Source organism: Bradyrhizobium stylosanthis (assembly GCF_001641335.1).
Taxonomy (GTDB): Bacteria; Pseudomonadota; Alphaproteobacteria; order Rhizobiales; family Xanthobacteraceae; genus Bradyrhizobium; species Bradyrhizobium stylosanthis.
The window spans coordinates 1168017-1184258 of sequence record NZ_LVEM01000003.1 but is presented as its reverse complement, the minus strand read 5'-3'; the positions used below and the strand labels follow the sequence as shown (position 1 = coordinate 1184258).

Below are 16242 nucleotides of genomic sequence, written 5' to 3'. Positions count from 1 at the left end.
GCGATCTCTCGCGGCCGCGCGCCGTCACGCCATGCCATTCGGCAAAGCGACGTTCGTTCGCGGAAGCAGGTGCACGGTGCGCGACGTATCGTCCTCCGCGAGTGCCGGGATGGCGCTTTCAGACATCAACCGCCGCGAGAGGCCAGGATGAACGAGTTCCGCAAAGAGACAGACAGCCTCGGTGAAGTGTCCGTTCCCGCGGACAAGCTCTGGGGCGCGCAGACGCAGCGCTCTCTCGAACATTTCAGCATCGGCAAGGACCTCATGCCGCGCGAGATGATCCACTCCTATGCGGTGCTGAAAAAGGCCGCGGCGATCACGAACCATGCCGGCGGCCGTCTCGAGGACGGGCCTTACAAGCTGATCGTCCAGGTCTGCGACGAGATCCTTGCCGGTCAGCACCACGACATGTTCCCGCTTCACGTCTGGATGACCGGAAGCGGCACGCAATTCAACATGAACGTGAACGAGGTGATCTCGAACCGGTGCTGCCAGATCGCGGGCACGCCGCTCGGCAGCAAGCATCCGGTTCATCCGAACGATCACGTCAACATGTCGCAGTCGTCGAACGACAGCTTCCCGTCGGCCATGTACATCGCGGCGGCAACGAACGTAACCGAGCGCCTCGTTCCCGCCGTCGAGGCGCTGCATGACGCGATCGCCAAGAAGTCGGACAAGTGGGATCACGTCGTCAAGATCGGCCGCACCCACATGCAGGATGCAACGCCGCTGACGCTCGGGCAGGAATGGTCCGGCTACGCCGGCATGCTCGCGGACGATCTGACGCGCATCGACGACGCGCTCAAGGGCGTCTACCGGCTCGCGCTCGGCGGCACGGCCGTCGGCACCGGGATCAATGCGGCACCGGGCTTCGCGGAGGCCGTCGCGGCCGAGATCGCGCGGTTGACCGGCCTGCCTTTCGTCAGCGCGCCCAACAAGTTCGCGGTGCAGGGCGCGCATGATGCGCTGGTGCAGCTGTCGGGCACGCTGCGCACGCTTGCCGGCTCGCTCTACAAGATCGCCAACGACATCCGCCTGATGTCCTGCGGCCCGCGCGCGGGCTTTGCCGAATTGCTGATCCCGGAGAACGAGCCGGGCTCGTCGATCATGCCGGGCAAGGTGAACCCGACGCAGGCCGAGGCGCTGACGATGATCGCCGTGCAGGTGATGGCGTACGACGTTGCCGTCGGCTTCGGCGGCGCCGGCGGCTATCTCGAAATGAATGTCTACAAACCGCTGATCATCCACAACATCGCGCAATCCGTCACGATCCTTTCCGACGGCTGCACGAACTTCCGCACCTTCCTCGTCGAAGGTACCGAGCCGAACCACAAGAAGATCCAGGAATATGTCGAGAGGTCGTTGATGCTGGTGACCGCGCTGGCGCCGGTGATCGGCTACGACAAGGCATCGCGGATCGCGCATTACGCGATGGACAACGATCTCACGCTGAAATCGGCCGCGCTGAAGCTCGGCTTCGTGACCGAGCCGGAGTTCGACCGCATCGTCGATCCCGCCAAGATGGTCAAGCCCTACGTCGCCGAGATCAAGGTGCCGCTCGCGATCGGCGCCAAAGCCGTTTGAACAAGGCCGTCTGAAGCAGCCCGGCTGAAAGGAGAGAACGATGATCCGTTGCGTGCGTCTGTGGACCGGGGAGGACAACAACTCCCATTTCGAGGAAGGCGTCATCGAGCTGGAGCCCGGCCAGCGCGGCGACTTCCTCACCGGCAAGATCGATGCCGTCAGCGTCTCCTTCCAGGAGACCGAGTCCGGCGGCGCCTTCTCCTGGCACACCGCGCCGGTCCGCCAGCTCGTGATCACGCTCAGCGGAACGCTCGATTTCCAGACGCGTGACGGCCACCACTTCCTCATTCATCCCGGCAACATCCTGCTGGCCGAGGACACCGCGGGCTCCGGCCACAGCTGGAAGCTGACGGACGATTCGTCCTGGCGCCGCGCCTATGTGGTGCTGCGGCCCGGCGCCGCCGTGCCGTACCGCGCCAAGGCACGCCAGCCGGCGCGGGCCTGACCGAGCCATCCCAAGCACCTCTCGTCCCCCTCAAGCCAAACGAAGAGAACCGCCATGCAAGGAACTTCCGAATCCGACGTCGTCCTCATCGGCGCAGGGATCATGAGCGCCACCCTCGGTGTCCTTCTCAAGGAGCTGGAGCCGTCGCTCTCGATCCAGATGCTCGAGGTTCTCGAGGATTGCGCGCTCGAAAGCTCGGATGCGTGGAACAATGCGGGCACCGGCCATGCGGCCAATTGCGAGATGAACTACACGCCGCAGCGGCCCGACGGCAGCGTCGATATCTCGAAGGCGCTCCAGGTCAATGTCGAGTTCGACCTGTCGCGGCAGTTCTGGTCCTATCTCGTCGGGCGCGGCGCGATCGCCGATCCCCGGTCCTTCATTCATCCCGTGCCCCACATGAGCTTTGTGCACGGTACTGACAACGTCGACTTCCTCAGGAAGCGGTTCAAGGCGATGTCGGCCCATCATTGCTATGAAGGCATGGAATATACCGAGGAACCGGCCAAAATCGCCGAGTGGGCGCCGCTGGTGATGGAAGGCCGCGACGGTGGCGATCCCGTTGCCGCCACGCGGATCATCACGGGGACCGATGTCGATTACGGCTCGCTGACCCATCTCCTGGTTCATCATCTCGTCGGCCAGCCGGGCTGCGCGACGCACTATAAGAGCTGCGTCACCGCTCTCACCCGTGAGCAGGACGGTCGCTGGCGCATCGAGGTGCGCGACACCGACAGCGGCGAGACGCGGTCGGTCCGTGCCAAGTTCGTGTTCATCGGCGCCGGCGGCGGTGCGCTGCCGTTGCTGGAGAAGTCGGGCATTCCCGAAGGACGTGGCTATGGCGGCTTCCCGGTCAGCGGGATCTGGCTACGCTGCGACGATCCGGAGATCAACAAACGCCATCATGCCAAGGTCTACGGCAAGGCCGCGGTCGGATCGCCGCCGATGTCGGTGCCTCACCTCGACACGCGCGTGATCGGCGGCAAGCACTCGCTGTTGTTCGGCCCCTATGCCGGCTTCTCGAGCAAGTTCCTCAAGCACGGCTCGCTGCTCGATTTGTTCGAGTCCGTTCGTCCCGCCAACGTCAAGCCGCTGCTTGCGGTGGCACGCGACAATTTCGATCTCACCGAGTATCTGGTCGAGCAAGTGCTGCAGTCCGAGAGCCACCGTCTGGCGGCACTCGACGAGTATTTCCCGAAAGCCGATCCGAAGGATTGGCGATTGCAGGTCGCGGGCCAGCGCGTCCAGATCATCAAGCCCGACGTCAAGCGCGGCGGATTGCTCGAGTTCGGCACCGAGCTCGTCGGCGCCGACGATCATTCCCTCGTCGCGCTTCTCGGCGCTTCGCCGGGCGCCTCGACCGCGGCGTTCATCGCCATCAGCGTGCTGGAGAAGTGCTTTGCCGGCGAGCTGACGGCGAGCGCCTGGCTGCCGAAGCTGAAGCAGATCATCCCGTCCTATGGCGTCTCGCTGATCGAGGATGCGGATTTCTGCCGCCAGATCCGCGCCGCCACGGCGGAGGTGCTCAAGGTCGACAACATCCCGCAACCGGCCGCGCGCGCGCCGGCGATCGCGAAACGGGCGTGAGAAGAAAAGGGGCTTGCCATGGACCCGACAGCGCTTCTTCTCTCGCGGCTGCAGTTCGCCTTCACCATCTCGTTCCACATCATCTTCCCGGCGTTCACCATCGGGCTTGCCGCCTGGCTCACCGTTCTCGAAGCGATGCACCAGTACACCGGCAGGCCCGTCTACCGGACGCTGTTCGAGTTCTGGCTGAAGATCTTCGGTGTCGCCTTCGGCATGGGCGTCGTCTCCGGCGTGGTGATGGCGTTCCAGTTCGGCACGAACTGGAGCGTGCTCTCGAAGATGTCGGGGCCGATCCAGGGGCCGCTGCTGTCCTATGAGACGTTCACCGCCTTCATGCTCGAGGCGGGCTTCTTCGGCATCCTCATCTTCGGCCGGCCGCGGGTGCCGCCCTGGTTCTACCTGTTCTCCACGGCAATGGTCGCGCTCGGAACGACGCTGTCGGCGTTCTGGATCATGGTCAACAACAGCTGGATGCAGGTGCCGACCGGCTACGTGCTGGAGAACGGCCAGTTCGTGCCGAACGACTGGGCGCAGATCATCTTCAACCGGGTGGTCTGGGTCCGCTTTCCGCACATGCTGCTCGCTTCCTATCTCACCGGCGCCTTCTGCGTGGCGGCGACCGGCGCGTGGTATCTGCTGCGGCGGACCTATCGGGCCGAGGCGCATGTGATGCTGCGCATGGGTCTGGCGCTCGCGGCGGTGCTGCTTCCGGTCCAGCTCTTCATCGGGCATCTCGTCGGCGACTACGTCCACGACTTCCAGCCGGCCAAGTTCGCCGCGATCGAGGCGCGCTGGCATGACGAGCAGCCGGCTTCCGAGGTGCTGATCGCGATTCCGGATTCGAGCACGGAGTCGAACAAATACGCGATCTCGATTCCGGTGCTCGGCAGTATCATCGGAAGCATGAGCCTGACCTCGAAAGAGGTCGGTCTCATCAGCTTTCCGCCGCAGGACCGGCCGCCGGTGGCGATCCCGTTCTTTGCCTTCCGCATCATGGTCGGCTGCGGCTTCGTGATGCTGGGGCTGGCCTGGTTCGGGTCCTGGCTCGGCCTCAAGCATCGGCTCGAGCGCAGCCGCCTGCTGCTGTGGGGAATCTTCCTCAGCTTTCCGCTGCCGTGGATCGCGATCCTCACCGGCTGGTACACCGCGGAAGTCGGCCGCCAGCCCTGGACCATCTACGGCGTGTTGCGGACCGCCGACGCCGTGACGCCGTTCCTAACGGCGTCCGCCGCGCTGACATCGCTGATTCTGTTCGTCGCCGTCTACGCCTTCATCTTCTCGTTCGGGACCTATTACATCTATCGGCTGCTGCGCGCCGGCCCTGCGGGACTCGGCGGCAAGCCGCTGCATGTTCCCGTGCCCAACCGGCCGATGTCGCTCGCCGACAAAATGCCGGCCATCGCCGAAGCGGGAGAATAGCCATGGTGACGTACTGGGTTGCCCTGCTTGCCATCAGCATCCTGATCTATCTCCTTCTGGACGGGTTCGATCTCGGCGTCGGCATGCTGTTCGGCCTGGCCGGCAGCGAGGCGAGGCGGCAGGCGATGTTGCGCACGATCGCTCCGGTCTGGGACGGCAACGAGACCTGGCTGATCGTCACCGGCGTGATCATGTGGGGCGCGTTTCCCGTGGTCTATTCCATGCTGCTGTCCGCGCTCTACATTCCGGTCGTGGTCATGCTTCTCGGGCTGATCCTGCGCGGCGTCGCGTTCGAGTTTCGCGGCAAGGCCTCGCGCTCGCGCTGGATCTGGGACGTCAGCTTCTCCGCGGGATCGTTTGCCGCGAGCTTCATGCAGGGCGTCATGGTCGGCGCGCTGGTCGAGGGACTTCAGTTCTCGAACGGCGAATATGTCGGAGGCACCTTCGGCTGGCTGACGACATTTTCGGTCCTGTGCGGGATCGGCCTGTGCTTCGGCTACGCGCTGCTCGGCGCCTGCTGGCTCGTGAGGAAGTGCCAAGACCCGGTCCGCCACGCCACGCGGCGGCAGATCCCGTTTCTTGCGGTTGCCGTGCTGGCCTTCCTCGTCGTCGTCTTCGCGCATGCCTTGATCGAGCATCTGCCGATCCTGCGCCGATGGATCGAGCGGCCCTATCTGCTCGTGTTTCCCCTCATCGGCGCGGGCGCGGCGGCGAGGCTCGCCACGAGCATCCTGCACCACGACGATTACTGGCCGTTCAACATGGTGTCGCTGATCTTCGCCGCGGCGTTCTGCACGCTCGCCCTGTCGTTCTGGCCCTACATGATCCCGTTCGTCGTCACGATCGACGAGGCCGCGGCGCCGCATGCAAGCCTCGCTTTCATGTTCTGGGGCGCCGGCCTGTTCGTCTTCCCGCTGATGCTGCTCTATGTCGCGGTCGGCTATCGCGTCTTCCGTGGCAAGGCGGAGCCGGCTGCCGATCACTACTAAAGGCCGCGCGGTTCGACCTGGGCCGCAGGCCCTGCAGACAAGCAAGAGAAAAGGCGCCGTTTCCGGCGCCTTTTTCGTTCAGAGTGCTTGGGTCAGGATTTCGGCATGATCCCGGGACCGTTGTCCGGCCATTGCGCGATCACCTTCTCGTCGATGTTGAAGTGCTGGGCGACCAGCTTCGGCGGGGTGTGCGTCAGCCAGTTGGAGAGCGAGACCTCCTCGTAGTGCGGCGCACGGAACACGCCGATGAACTGCAGCTCGGTGTCGCCGGTATTCTCGACATAGTGGCCGAGATTGCGCCGGACATAGCCGATGTCGCCGGCCGAGAAATCCGTCGTCAGCGCGTTGGGACCGGTGTCGAACACCGTCATCCGCGCCTTGCCCTTGATGTAGTACTGCCACTCGTCGGCGTTCGGATGCCAGTGCATCTCGCGCACCGCGCCCGGCGGCATCGTCACCAGGGCCGCCGCGACGGTGGTGGCGACCTTGAAGTTGCTGCTGTCGGCAACGCGGATGCTGCCGGCGGCGCTCTCCTTGACCGGGGTCGAGCTGCCGAGCGAATGGATGAACGGATAGGGCGGAGCCTCCGCGTGCTTTGCCACGGCGGCACGGTCGGCGGCGAGATCGCCGGGCAGGGTGCCCTGGAAGATCCAGCGATTGTGCAGCGGGATCTTGGCGAAGGCGTCGACCGGCACACCGAAGTTCTTGGCCAGCACCTCGGGCGGCGTATGGGCGAGCCAGTCCGTCACCAGCAGCGTGTTGAACTCGTTGGCGTGGCCGTCGTCGAAGCAGATCACGAATTCGCAGCCGTCGGGACCGAGGCCCTGCAGCGAGTGCGGCGCGCCCGCCGGGAAATACCAGAGGTCGCCGGCCTTGAGGTCGCCGACATAGGGGCGTCCCTGCGCGTCGAGCACCGTGATGCGGCAGCTTCCGTAGGTCATGATCGCCCATTCGGCGGCCTGGTGCCAATGCAGCTCGCGGATGCCGCCCGCGGACAGGCGCATGTTGACGCCGGAGATTTCCTTCGAGATGGCGAAGTCCTCGACGGTGACCTGGCGCGCCCAGCCGCCGTCCTGGATGCGCCGCGGGGCGTTGTTGAACGAGGCCCAATCCATCGGCAGTCCGCCGACATCGGTCGCCGGCGGCGTTTGCGCGGAGGGGAATTGCTTGGCCAGCGCCGGGTTCTGCGGACCGGGATCGCTCAGGCTGCTTGGGCTTTTGGCATTCACGGCGCCCTGCGGCGGCTCGTCCGGATTGCCGAAGGTTGCGGCTTGCGCACTGGAGCCGACCATGGCGGCCCCTGCCGCGGACATGGCCAGCAGATCACGTCTTGAAAACATCTTGGGTCGCTCCTGAAAATGGTCGAAAGCCCTCCATTGTAATGGGGCTCCAACCTCCAAACCTAGTTTCCGGCTGGGGTTTCAGCTTCCGGGAACAGCGCTCTTTTTGCCGGAATGCACTGGCTGCTAGGGCAGGGCAAAGGGACCGGGCGAGTGCAATTGAGAAATCGCGCTTCGTTTTGGGAAGACGGCTCGTCGGCGCGATCCTTAACTGGGAGGGTTGCAATATCGAGAGATATCAGATGACCACGAAATCGGTTCGTCCCTACCGTGAGCCGGCCGGCGGCTGGGGTGCGCTCAAGGCGCTTAGCGAGGCGCTGTTGGTGCAGCGGGTGCCGCTGAAGGGCGCGGCGACGCTGCGCCGGATGAACCAGCCGGAGGGCTTCGATTGCCCCGGCTGTGCCTGGCCCGATCCAAAGCACACCTCCTCGTTCGAGTTCTGCGAGAACGGCGGCAAGGCGATCGCCTGGGAGGCGACGTCGAAGCGCTGCACGCCCGAATTCTTCGCCCAGCATACCGTCACCGAGCTTGCGAGCTGGAGCGACTACGATCTCGAAATGGTCGGGCGGCTCACGCACCCGATGGCCTATGATGCCGCATCCGACCGCTATCTCCCGGTGCAATGGAGCGAGGCGTTCGACATGATCGGGCGCGAGCTTGCGGCGCTGCCGAATCCCGATATGGCGGAGTTCTACACGTCCGGACGCACGTCGAACGAGGCGGCGTTCCTCTACCAGCTGTTCGTGCGCGAATACGGCACCAACAATTTCCCCGACTGCTCGAACATGTGCCACGAGGCGACCAGCGTCGGCCTGCCGCAGTCGCTCGGGGTCGGCAAGGGCACCGTGCTGCTGGAGGATTTCGACAAGGCCGATTGCATCTTCATCTTCGGCCAGAACCCGGGCACCAACAGCCCGCGGATGATGACGAGCCTGCGCAATGCGGCGCGCCGCGGCGCTTCCATCCTCTCCTTCAACCCGTTCCGCGAGCGCGCGCTGGAGCGTTTCCAGGCGCCGCAGAGCCCGGTCGAGATGATCACGCTGTCGTCGACGACGATCAGCTCGAAACTCTTCCAGGTTCGGGTCGGCGGCGACGTCGCCGTCCTCAAGGGAATCATGAAGGTCCTGGTGGAGGCCGACGAGGCCGCCCGTGCCGCCGAGCAGCCGGAGATCCTGGACTGGGACTTCATTCGCGGACACACGGCCGGCATCGAGGCGTTGATCGACGATCTCAAGCGCACGCAATGGCCCGATATCGAACGCCAGTCGGGCCTGACGCGCGAGGACATGGAATATGCCGCCGGTGCCTATATGAAGGCCGAGCGCGCCATCCTCGTCTACGGCATGGGCATCACCCAGCACTGGCGCGGCGCCAATAACGTGCAGCAGATCGCCAACCTCGCGCTGTTGCGGGGCAATGTCGGGCGCGAAGGCGCCGGCGTCTGCCCGGTTCGCGGTCATTCCAACGTGCAGGGCGATCGCACCGTCGGGATCACGGAGGTTCCCAAGGCGGATTTCCTCGAGCGCCTGGAGCAGCACTTCGGCTTCAAGCCTCCGTCCGCGCCCGGGCACAACGTGGTGACCGCGCTCGAAGCCATGATCCGCGGCGAGGTGAAAGCCTTCTTCGCGATGGGCGGCAATTTCGCCGCCGCCATTCCGGACTGGCAGGCGACGCAGGCGGCCCTCGCCAAGCTCGACCTGACTGTCCACGTCTCGACCAAGCTCAACCGCAGCCACCTGATCCACGGCCGCGCCGCGCTGATCCTGCCGTGTCTCGGCCGCACCGAGATCGACGTGCAGGCCTCGGGGCCGCAGTCGGTCACGGTGGAGGACTCGATGTCGATGGTGCATGCCTCCGGCGGCCGCAACAAGCCGGCATCGGAGCATCTGCTCAGCGAGGTCGCGATCATTGCCGGCGTCGCCAAAGCGACGCTGGGCGCGCGCACGGTGGTCGACTGGAACGGCTTCGTTGCCGATTACGACCGCATCCGCGACGCCATCGAGGCCGTCTTCCCGATCTTCCAGGGCTACAATGCCCGCATCCGCGTTCCCGGCGGCTTCCATCTCACCTCGACGGCGCGCGAACGGATCTGGGCGACGCCGTCGGGCAAGGCCAACTTCCTGGTCTTCCCCGGCTGCGGCGAGGATCCGCCGCAGAGCGATGACGATTTCCTGTGGCTCACCACGATCCGCAGTCACGACCAGTACAACACCACGCTCTACTCGATGTCCGACCGCTATCGCGGCGTGTTCGGCCAGCGCGACGTGGTGTTCCTCAACGACTACGAGCTGAAGCGGCGGGGACTTGCCGACGGCGATCGCGTCGACCTCGTCACCGCCTCGACCGACGGCGCCGAGCGGATCGTGCGCAATTTTCGCGTGGTGGCCTATTCCTTCCCGACCGGCTGCTGTGCGGCATACTATCCGGAGACCAATCCGCTGGTGCCGCTCTATGCCCGAGATCCCCTCAGCTTCACGCCCTCATACAAGGGCGTGCCGATCCGCCTGGTGCGTTCGGCCGGCCCGGAGCCATTGGCGTAGCCGCACAGAGGACGCGGTCAGGCCTCGACACCGAGATCCGGCCGTGGCGATTCCGCCGCCACGGACTTCGGCAAGGTGAACCAGAAGCGGGCGCCGCCATGCGCGGCGCTGCACTCGGCGCCGATCCGGCCTCCATGTGCCTCGACGATCGAGCGGCAGATGGGGAGACCCATGCCCATGCCGCTCTCCTTGGTCGTGAAGAAGCTTTCAAACAGCCGGCCGGCATGTTCGGCGGCGATGCCGGGGCCGTTGTCCTCGACGGAGCAGCACAGCGTGGATGCGTCCTGCGTGACCGTGCTGATGACGATCCTGCGGTCGTCGTGCGCCGCCTGCGTCATCGCCTGCGCGGCGTTGATGGCGAGATTGACGATGATCTGCTGCAGCTGGGTGCGGTCGCCGACCACTTGCGGCGTAGCCGGGCAAGGCCGGTGCAGGATCGCCACGCCGCGGGATTCGAGCTCGTGCCGCAGGAACAGGAGCGCTTCGCGAACGATTTCGTCAAAGCATAGGGATGCGTGCTCGGGGACCTTCCGCGAGGCCATGCCGCGAACACGCGCCACGATCCTGGCCGCGCGTTGGGTATCGACAACGATGTTTTCGATGGTCTTGCGGATCTCACCGATGTCGGGCACCGGCCTGTTCAGCCAGCGCAGCCCGGCGGCGCCGTTGGTGGCGATGGCGGCGAGGGGCTGGTTGACTTCGTGCGCGATCGAGGCGGTGAGCTCGCCGAGCATCGAGACGCGTGCGGCATGCGCGAACTCGGCCTGGACCCGCTGCAGCTCCTGCTGGGCGCGAAGCCGCGGTGAGATGTCGATGGTTCCGACCAGGCTGATCTCGAGATCGTTGATAGGGCCGACACGGGCGGTCGTGAACAGGACGTCGACGATGCGGCCGTCCCAGGTGACCATCCTGGTCTCTTCCTCGAAATTCGTCTCGCCGCGATAGCGGGACTCCATCGCCCGCCGGAACGTATCGGGCCGCTCCCTCCAGGTGTCGGCCATGGCACGTCCGACATAGCCGTTTGGCCCGCCTCCGAACATCTGGACGGCCCGCTCGTTGGCCTCCTCGAACGAGAGCGCGTCCATGCAGGTCCGGAGGAACTCGGGATGGCTGTCGAAATAGGGGCCGAGATCCTTGACGCCCTCGGCTTTCAATTTTCGAAAAAGCACGAGGAGCCTGCTGGCGTCGAGCTGCCGGAGCGCGATCGGCATGCGGGTGAACAGATGGCGGTAACGCTGCTCGCTCCGCTCCAGCTCGACGTGGGCCCTCTTCAGGGCCGTGATATCCATGATCGCGCCGACGAGCGTCAGCGAAGAGGCCAGGAAGGCGGCGAAGGCGATTGTCGTGAAATTGTCCCCGAGCAGGGAGCAGCCAAAGGACAGCAGGGTCAAAACCAGGCTGCCCCAGGCCCACAGCAGAATGCGATCCCTAATCGTCTGGATCGGCCGCACGCGGTGCCACCATCGCCGGGGCTGTACTGGGTTGGAGCCATCCAGGCGTTCGACTGTCATGCGGAAGGTCTACCGCACCGCCGAAAGGCGGTCTTTTGCGTTTTCGCAGGGGTCTTGCCAAAATGCACGAAGCCGCGGCCGGGCCGCCTGCGACTTTAGGCCATCTCGGCCACGGGCCTCGTCACGCCGAAGCGCCGCTCGAACTCGGCGACATCGACCACGCCGCGCCGATGGGTGCCGTCGCCGATCTTGCGGCCGCCGTCCCAGGCCTCGACCTCGAACAGAATGCTCCGGGCCTCGACTGCGACGACCCGGGCGATCGCCCGGACCGTGCGGCCGACCGGGGTTGCCGCCAGATGACGGATATTGACCATCATCCCGACGCTGACATGGCCCTTCGGCAGGAACGGCTGAACCGCCGATCCCGCGGCCATCTCCATGTGCAGGATCATCATCGGCGTGCCGTAGACTTCGGGCATGCCCGGCACCACATGGCCGACCGTCATCTCCGGTGTGACGGTGACCAGCTTCTCCGCCGTCATGCCCGCGGTCACCTGCTCAAGTGGATTCATGGCTCAGTCCCGTCTCTGCCTCGGTCGTGGGTGGGGTGGATGTCTCGGCCCGCGGCTTGCGCCCGGTGAGCCAGTTGCCGAGCCGGTCGAGATAGAGATAGACGACGGGCGTGGTGTAGAGCGTCAGGACCTGCGACAGCATCAGGCCGCCGACGATCGTATAGCCGAGCGGCTGGCGCAGCTCGGCGCCGGTGCCGGAGCCGATCATCAGCGGCACGCCGCCGAGCAGCGCGGCCATCGTCGTCATCAGGATCGGGCGGAAGCGCAGCGTACAGGCCTGGTAGATCGCCTCTTCCGGGCTGAGCCCGTGCTGGCGCTCCACCTCGAGGGCGAAGTCGACCAGCATGATGCCGTTCTTCTTGACGATGCCGATCAGCAGGATGATGCCGATGATCGCGATCACGCTGAGATCCATGTGGACCGCCAGCAGCAGCAGCAGCGCGCCGATGCCGGCCGACGGCAGCGTCGACAGGATCGTGATGGGGTGGATCAGGCTCTCATAGAGCACGCCGAGGATGATGTAGATCACGATCAGCGCCGCCCCGATCAGCAGCGGTGTGCCGCGCAGGGAGGATTGGAACGCCTGCGCATTGCCCTGGAACGAGGCCGTGAGCGAGGCGGGCTTGCCGGTGTCCTTCTCGATCTTCTGGATCGCCTCGACCGCATTGCCGAGCGCAACGCCGGGACGCAGGTTGAACGAGATCGTGACCGAGGGAAACAGGCTCTGGTGATTGATCAGGATGGGCGCAGGCTTGATGACGGCGTGGACCAGCGTGCTGAGAGGGACCTGCTGGCCGGTCGACGAGTTCAGATAGATGTCCTTGAGCGCCTCGGGCCCGTACTGGAAGCGCGGGTCGACCTCCATCACGACATGGTACTGGTTCAGCGAGGTGAACATGGTCGAGACGATGCGCTGGCCGAACGCGTCGTCGAGGGCATTGTCGATCGTCGTCGGCAGGATGCCGAAGCTGGAAGCGACCTCGCGGTTGACCGTGACCTCCAGCCGCGGGCCGGCATTGGCCTGGTCGCTGGCGACGTCGGTGATGAGGTCGAGCGCGCGGAGCTTCTCCAGGAAGATCGCCGACCAATGCGTGAGCTCGTTGGAATCGGCATCCGTCAGCGTGTACTGATACTGCGTCTTCGACAGGCGTGCGCCGATCGTGATGTCCTGCGCGGCCTGCATATAGAGCCTGATGCCCTGGATATGGGCGAGCCGGGGCCCCAGCCGCTCAATCACCTGATCGGCGCTGGCCTTGCGCTCGGGCTTCGGCTTCAGAACGATGAAGATGCGTCCCTGATTGAGCGTCGCGGTCGGGCCGCCGGGTCCGATATAGCTCGCCACCGACTGCACCGCCGGGTCCTTCGAGAGGATGTCAACGATGGCCTGCTGACGCTCGGACATGGCGGGGAAGGAGATGTCCTGCGCGGCCTCAGTGATGCCGACGATCTGCCCGGTGTCCTGCTGCGGGAAGAAGCCCTTGGGAATGATCACATAGAGATAGCCGGTCAGCGCGACGGTCGAGAGCATCACGAGCAGCGTCACGAAGCGATGGCGCAGCACGACGTGAAGGCCCTTTGCATAGACCGCCAGCAGGCCATCGAAGCCGCGTTCGAAGGCGAGATAGAGGCGGCCGTGCTTCTTGTGCGAATCGTCCTTCAGCAGCCGCGCGCACATCATCGGCGTCAGCGTGAGCGAGATGATCAGCGACAGCAGCAGCGAGGCGGTGATCGTGACGGCGAATTCCTGGAACAGCTTGCCGACATAGCCGCCCATCAGGAACAGCGGGATGAACACCGCGATCAGCGACAGCGTGATGGAGACGATGGTGAAGCCGATTTCGCTGGAGCCCTTGAGCGCGGCCTCCATGGGCGTCATGCCCTGTTCGAGATGGCGCACGATGTTCTCGATCACGACGACGGCATCGTCGACCACGAACCCGACCGCGATCGACAGCGCCATCAGCGAGAGATTGTCCAGGCTGTAGCCGAGCACATAGAGCACCGCGAACGTGCCGACCAGCGCCAGCGGAACTGTGATCGCCGGAATGATGGTGGCCCAGAAATTTCGCAGGAACAGGAAGATGACCATCACCACCAGGGCGACCGTCAGCATCAGCGTGAATTGAACGTCGGAGACCGCGGCGCGGATGGTGGCGGTGCGATCGGCGGCGATCGTCACCTTGATCGCCGGCGGGACCGAGGCCTGGAGCTGGGGCAGCAGCGTCTTGATGCGGTCGACGGTCTCGATCACGTTGGCGCCGGGAACGCGCTGGACCGCCAGGATGATGGCGGGATCCTTGCCGTACCAGCCGGCCAGGAGATCGTTCTCGGGCCCCTCGATCGCCATGCCGACGTCGCGTATCCGCACCGGCGAGCCGTTGCGATAGGCGATGATGAGGTCGTCATAGGCGGAAGGCTTGAGCAGCTGGTCGTTGGTGTTCAGCGTGTAGGTGACGCGCGGGCTGTTGAGCGTGCCCTTGGGCAGGTCGACATTGGCGCCTGCGATGACGTTGCGGACGTCCTCGAGGCCGATGCCGCGTGCGGCGAGCGCCTGTGGATTGACGCGGACACGGATCGCCGGCTTCTGCTGGCCGCCGATGCCGACGAGGCCGACGCCGGGCACCTGCGAGATCTTCGGCAGCAGGATGTTCTCGGCATAGGCGTCCACCGTGGTCAGCGGCAGCGAGTCCGACGTCAGCGCGATCAGCATGATCGGCGTCTCCGCCGGATTCACCTTCCTGATCGTCGGCGGGTAGGGGATGTTCGGCGGCAGGAACGGGCTCGCGGCATTGATCGCGGCCAGCACGTCCACCGCTGCGCTGTCCACCGTGCGCGACAGCTCGAACTGCACCGTGAGCTGGGCGACGCCGAGCGCGCTGGACGAGGTGAGCTGCGTGACGCCTGGAATCTGGCTGAGCTGCTGCTCGAGCGGCGTGGCGAGGGACGAGGCGATGGTGCCGGGATCGGCGCCGGGCAATTGCGCCGAGATCTGGATCGTCGGGTAATTGACGTTCGGCAGCGCGCCGACCGGCAGCAGCGGATAGGCCGCAAGACCGCACAGCAACAGGCCGGCCATCAGCAGCGCGGTTGCGATCGGCCGCAGGATGAAGGGAGCGGAGAGGTTCACGGGATAGCATCCTGCACGGCGCTCTGCAAATCCGCTTCCTGTGCGGCCTTGCCATGCAGCTCGCGGACACGGCTGCCTTCCGTCAGCCGGTACTGGCCGTCCACCACGACGACCTCACCGGATTTCAGCCCCTGGTCGATCAGGGCCTGGCCGTCGCTGATCTGCGCGACGTGCACGGGACGCAAGGCCGCCGTCTGGCCATCGGTCACGACATAGACATAGCTGCCGTTCGGCCCCTGCTGCACGGCCGAGCCGGCGACGGTGAGCGCGCCCTTCTGAACCTGGAGTAGCAGGCGCGCGTTCACCAGCTGGCCCGGCCACAGCCGGTGCTCATGGTTCGGGAACACCGCCTTGAGCTGGACGGTGCCGGTGGTGCCCGCGATCTCGTTGTTGACCAGCAGCAGCGTACCCTCGTCGAGCTTCACCTTGTTGTCCTGGCTGTAGGCGATGACCTTCAGTGGGCCTTTCGCCGCGTGCTCCTGGATCACCGGCAGGTCGGTCTGCGGCAGCGTGAACAGCATCGAGATCGGCTCGATCTGGGTGACGACGACGAGACCGTTAGGGTCGGTCGGATGGATCACGTTGCCGACGTCGATCTGGCGCACGCCGGTGATGCCGGGGATCGCCGATGTCAGGCGCGTGTAGCTGAGCTGGACGTTGGCCTCGTCGATCTGGGCCTGGTCCGCCTTCACGGCGGCCTTGAGCTGCGCCACCTGCGCCGTCTGCGTCTCGATCAGTTGCGGGGTCGCATAACCCTTGTCGCCCAGCTGATTGTAGCGCGCAAGATTGGCCTCGGCATTCGCGAGCTGCGCCTGGTCGCGGTCGCGATTGGCGGTCAGCTGCTCGATCTGTGCTTCGTAAGGCCGCGGATCGATCTGGGCGAGCAGGTCTCCGGTCTTGACGGTCTGTCCTTCGGTGAAGGCGATCTTGACGATCTGGCCCTGGATCTGGCTGCGCACGACGTCGGTGTTGTAGGCGATCACCGTGCCGATGCCGCGCAGATAGATCGGGACGTCCTTGCCGGTGACGGTGGCGGCGACCACAGGCACGACGACCGGCACCGGCGCGGCCGCGACGGCCGGCTTGCGGTCGGTGCCGAAGAACCAGAGACTTCCGCCGATCAGGATTGCGGCGAGCGCCGCGCATGCAATGGTGAGGTTCCGCTTCACGGTGAGGGTCCTTGTTGAT

The 16242-nt window shown here is 65.3% G+C and carries 10 protein-coding genes and 1 pseudogene; 6 read left to right on the top strand and 5 right to left on the bottom strand.

Features of this window, described 5'->3' with window-relative positions; genetic code table 11:
* The first annotated feature begins 147 nt into the window (after positions 1-147).
* The 5 genes and pseudogenes from fumC (at position 148) to cydB (ending at position 6024) form a co-directional block, all read left to right on the top strand.
* Positions 148-1584, top strand: a complete 1437-nt coding sequence (gene fumC / locus A7X65_RS25290) for a class II fumarate hydratase (protein WP_063690218.1) — start codon at positions 148-150, stop codon at positions 1582-1584.
* Between the two features lie 40 nt (positions 1585-1624).
* Entirely contained in the window at positions 1625-2029 is a 405-nt protein-coding gene (locus tag A7X65_RS25285; protein ID WP_063690215.1) for a cupin domain-containing protein, read from the top strand.
* Positions 2030-2077: 48 nt separating this feature from the next.
* Positions 2078-3616 (top strand): annotated as a pseudogene (gene mqo, locus A7X65_RS25280) (malate dehydrogenase (quinone)); the annotation flags it as partial.
* Positions 3617-3634: 18 nt separating this feature from the next.
* Positions 3635-5035 carry a cytochrome ubiquinol oxidase subunit I gene (locus A7X65_RS25275; protein WP_063690211.1) on the top strand — a complete coding sequence of 467 codons (1401 nt, stop codon included), beginning with the start codon at positions 3635-3637 and terminating at the stop codon, positions 5033-5035.
* A gap of 2 nt (positions 5036-5037) precedes the next feature.
* Complete coding sequence (gene cydB, locus A7X65_RS25270) at positions 5038-6024, top strand: cytochrome d ubiquinol oxidase subunit II (RefSeq protein ID WP_063690208.1); 987 nt, start codon at positions 5038-5040, stop codon at positions 6022-6024.
* A gap of 92 nt (positions 6025-6116) precedes the next feature.
* Here the strand turns inward: cydB and A7X65_RS25265 are convergent, their stop codons facing one another.
* Entirely contained in the window at positions 6117-7364 is a 1248-nt protein-coding gene (locus tag A7X65_RS25265) for an oxalate decarboxylase family bicupin (protein ID WP_063690204.1), read from the bottom strand.
* A 242-nt stretch (positions 7365-7606) separates the two neighbouring features.
* On the opposite strand from A7X65_RS25265, the gene A7X65_RS25260 reads away from it, so the two are divergent.
* On the top strand, positions 7607-9904 hold the full coding sequence (locus A7X65_RS25260) for an FdhF/YdeP family oxidoreductase (protein ID WP_063690201.1): 2298 nt from the start codon (positions 7607-7609) through the stop codon (positions 9902-9904).
* Between the two features lie 17 nt (positions 9905-9921).
* Here A7X65_RS25260 and A7X65_RS25255 read toward each other — a convergent pair whose 3' ends face one another.
* The 4 genes from A7X65_RS25255 to A7X65_RS25240 all read right to left on the bottom strand — a co-directional run bounded on the left by A7X65_RS25255 (position 9922) and on the right by A7X65_RS25240 (position 16223).
* On the bottom strand, positions 9922-11415 hold the full coding sequence (locus tag A7X65_RS25255; RefSeq protein WP_063690198.1) for a sensor histidine kinase: 1494 nt from the start codon (positions 11413-11415) through the stop codon (positions 9922-9924).
* Between the two features lie 95 nt (positions 11416-11510).
* Complete coding sequence (locus A7X65_RS25250; protein WP_063690195.1) at positions 11511-11927, bottom strand: thioesterase family protein; 417 nt, start codon at positions 11925-11927, stop codon at positions 11511-11513.
* Positions 11914-15054 carry an efflux RND transporter permease subunit gene (locus A7X65_RS25245; protein ID WP_063690192.1) on the bottom strand — a complete coding sequence of 1047 codons (3141 nt, stop codon included), beginning with the start codon at positions 15052-15054 and terminating at the stop codon, positions 11914-11916. The genes A7X65_RS25250 and A7X65_RS25245 overlap by 14 nt, the downstream gene beginning before the upstream one ends.
* On the bottom strand, positions 15051-16223 hold the full coding sequence (locus tag A7X65_RS25240) for an efflux RND transporter periplasmic adaptor subunit (RefSeq protein WP_063690189.1): 1173 nt from the start codon (positions 16221-16223) through the stop codon (positions 15051-15053). Before A7X65_RS25240 ends, A7X65_RS25245 begins: the two co-directional genes overlap by 4 nt.
* Between the last annotated feature and the right edge of the window lie 19 nt (positions 16224-16242).

What these genes read in the sequence shown, in the direction of transcription:
- A7X65_RS25255 (WP_063690198.1), bottom strand. Translation starts at nt 11,415, where the DNA reads ATGACAGTCGAACGCCTGGATGGCTCCAACCCAGTACAGCCCCGGCGA.
- A7X65_RS25260 (WP_063690201.1), top strand. Translation starts at nt 7,607, where the DNA reads ATGACCACGAAATCGGTTCGTCCCTACCGTGAGCCGGCCGGCGGCTGG.
- A7X65_RS25265 (WP_063690204.1), bottom strand. Translation starts at nt 7,364, where the DNA reads ATGTTTTCAAGACGTGATCTGCTGGCCATGTCCGCGGCAGGGGCCGCC.
- A7X65_RS25275 (WP_063690211.1), top strand. Translation starts at nt 3,635, where the DNA reads ATGGACCCGACAGCGCTTCTTCTCTCGCGGCTGCAGTTCGCCTTCACC.
- fumC (WP_063690218.1), top strand. Translation starts at nt 148, where the DNA reads ATGAACGAGTTCCGCAAAGAGACAGACAGCCTCGGTGAAGTGTCCGTT.
- A7X65_RS25250 (WP_063690195.1), bottom strand. Translation starts at nt 11,927, where the DNA reads ATGAATCCACTTGAGCAGGTGACCGCGGGCATGACGGCGGAGAAGCTG.
- A7X65_RS25285 (WP_063690215.1), top strand. Translation starts at nt 1,625, where the DNA reads ATGATCCGTTGCGTGCGTCTGTGGACCGGGGAGGACAACAACTCCCAT.
- cydB (WP_063690208.1), top strand. Translation starts at nt 5,038, where the DNA reads ATGGTGACGTACTGGGTTGCCCTGCTTGCCATCAGCATCCTGATCTAT.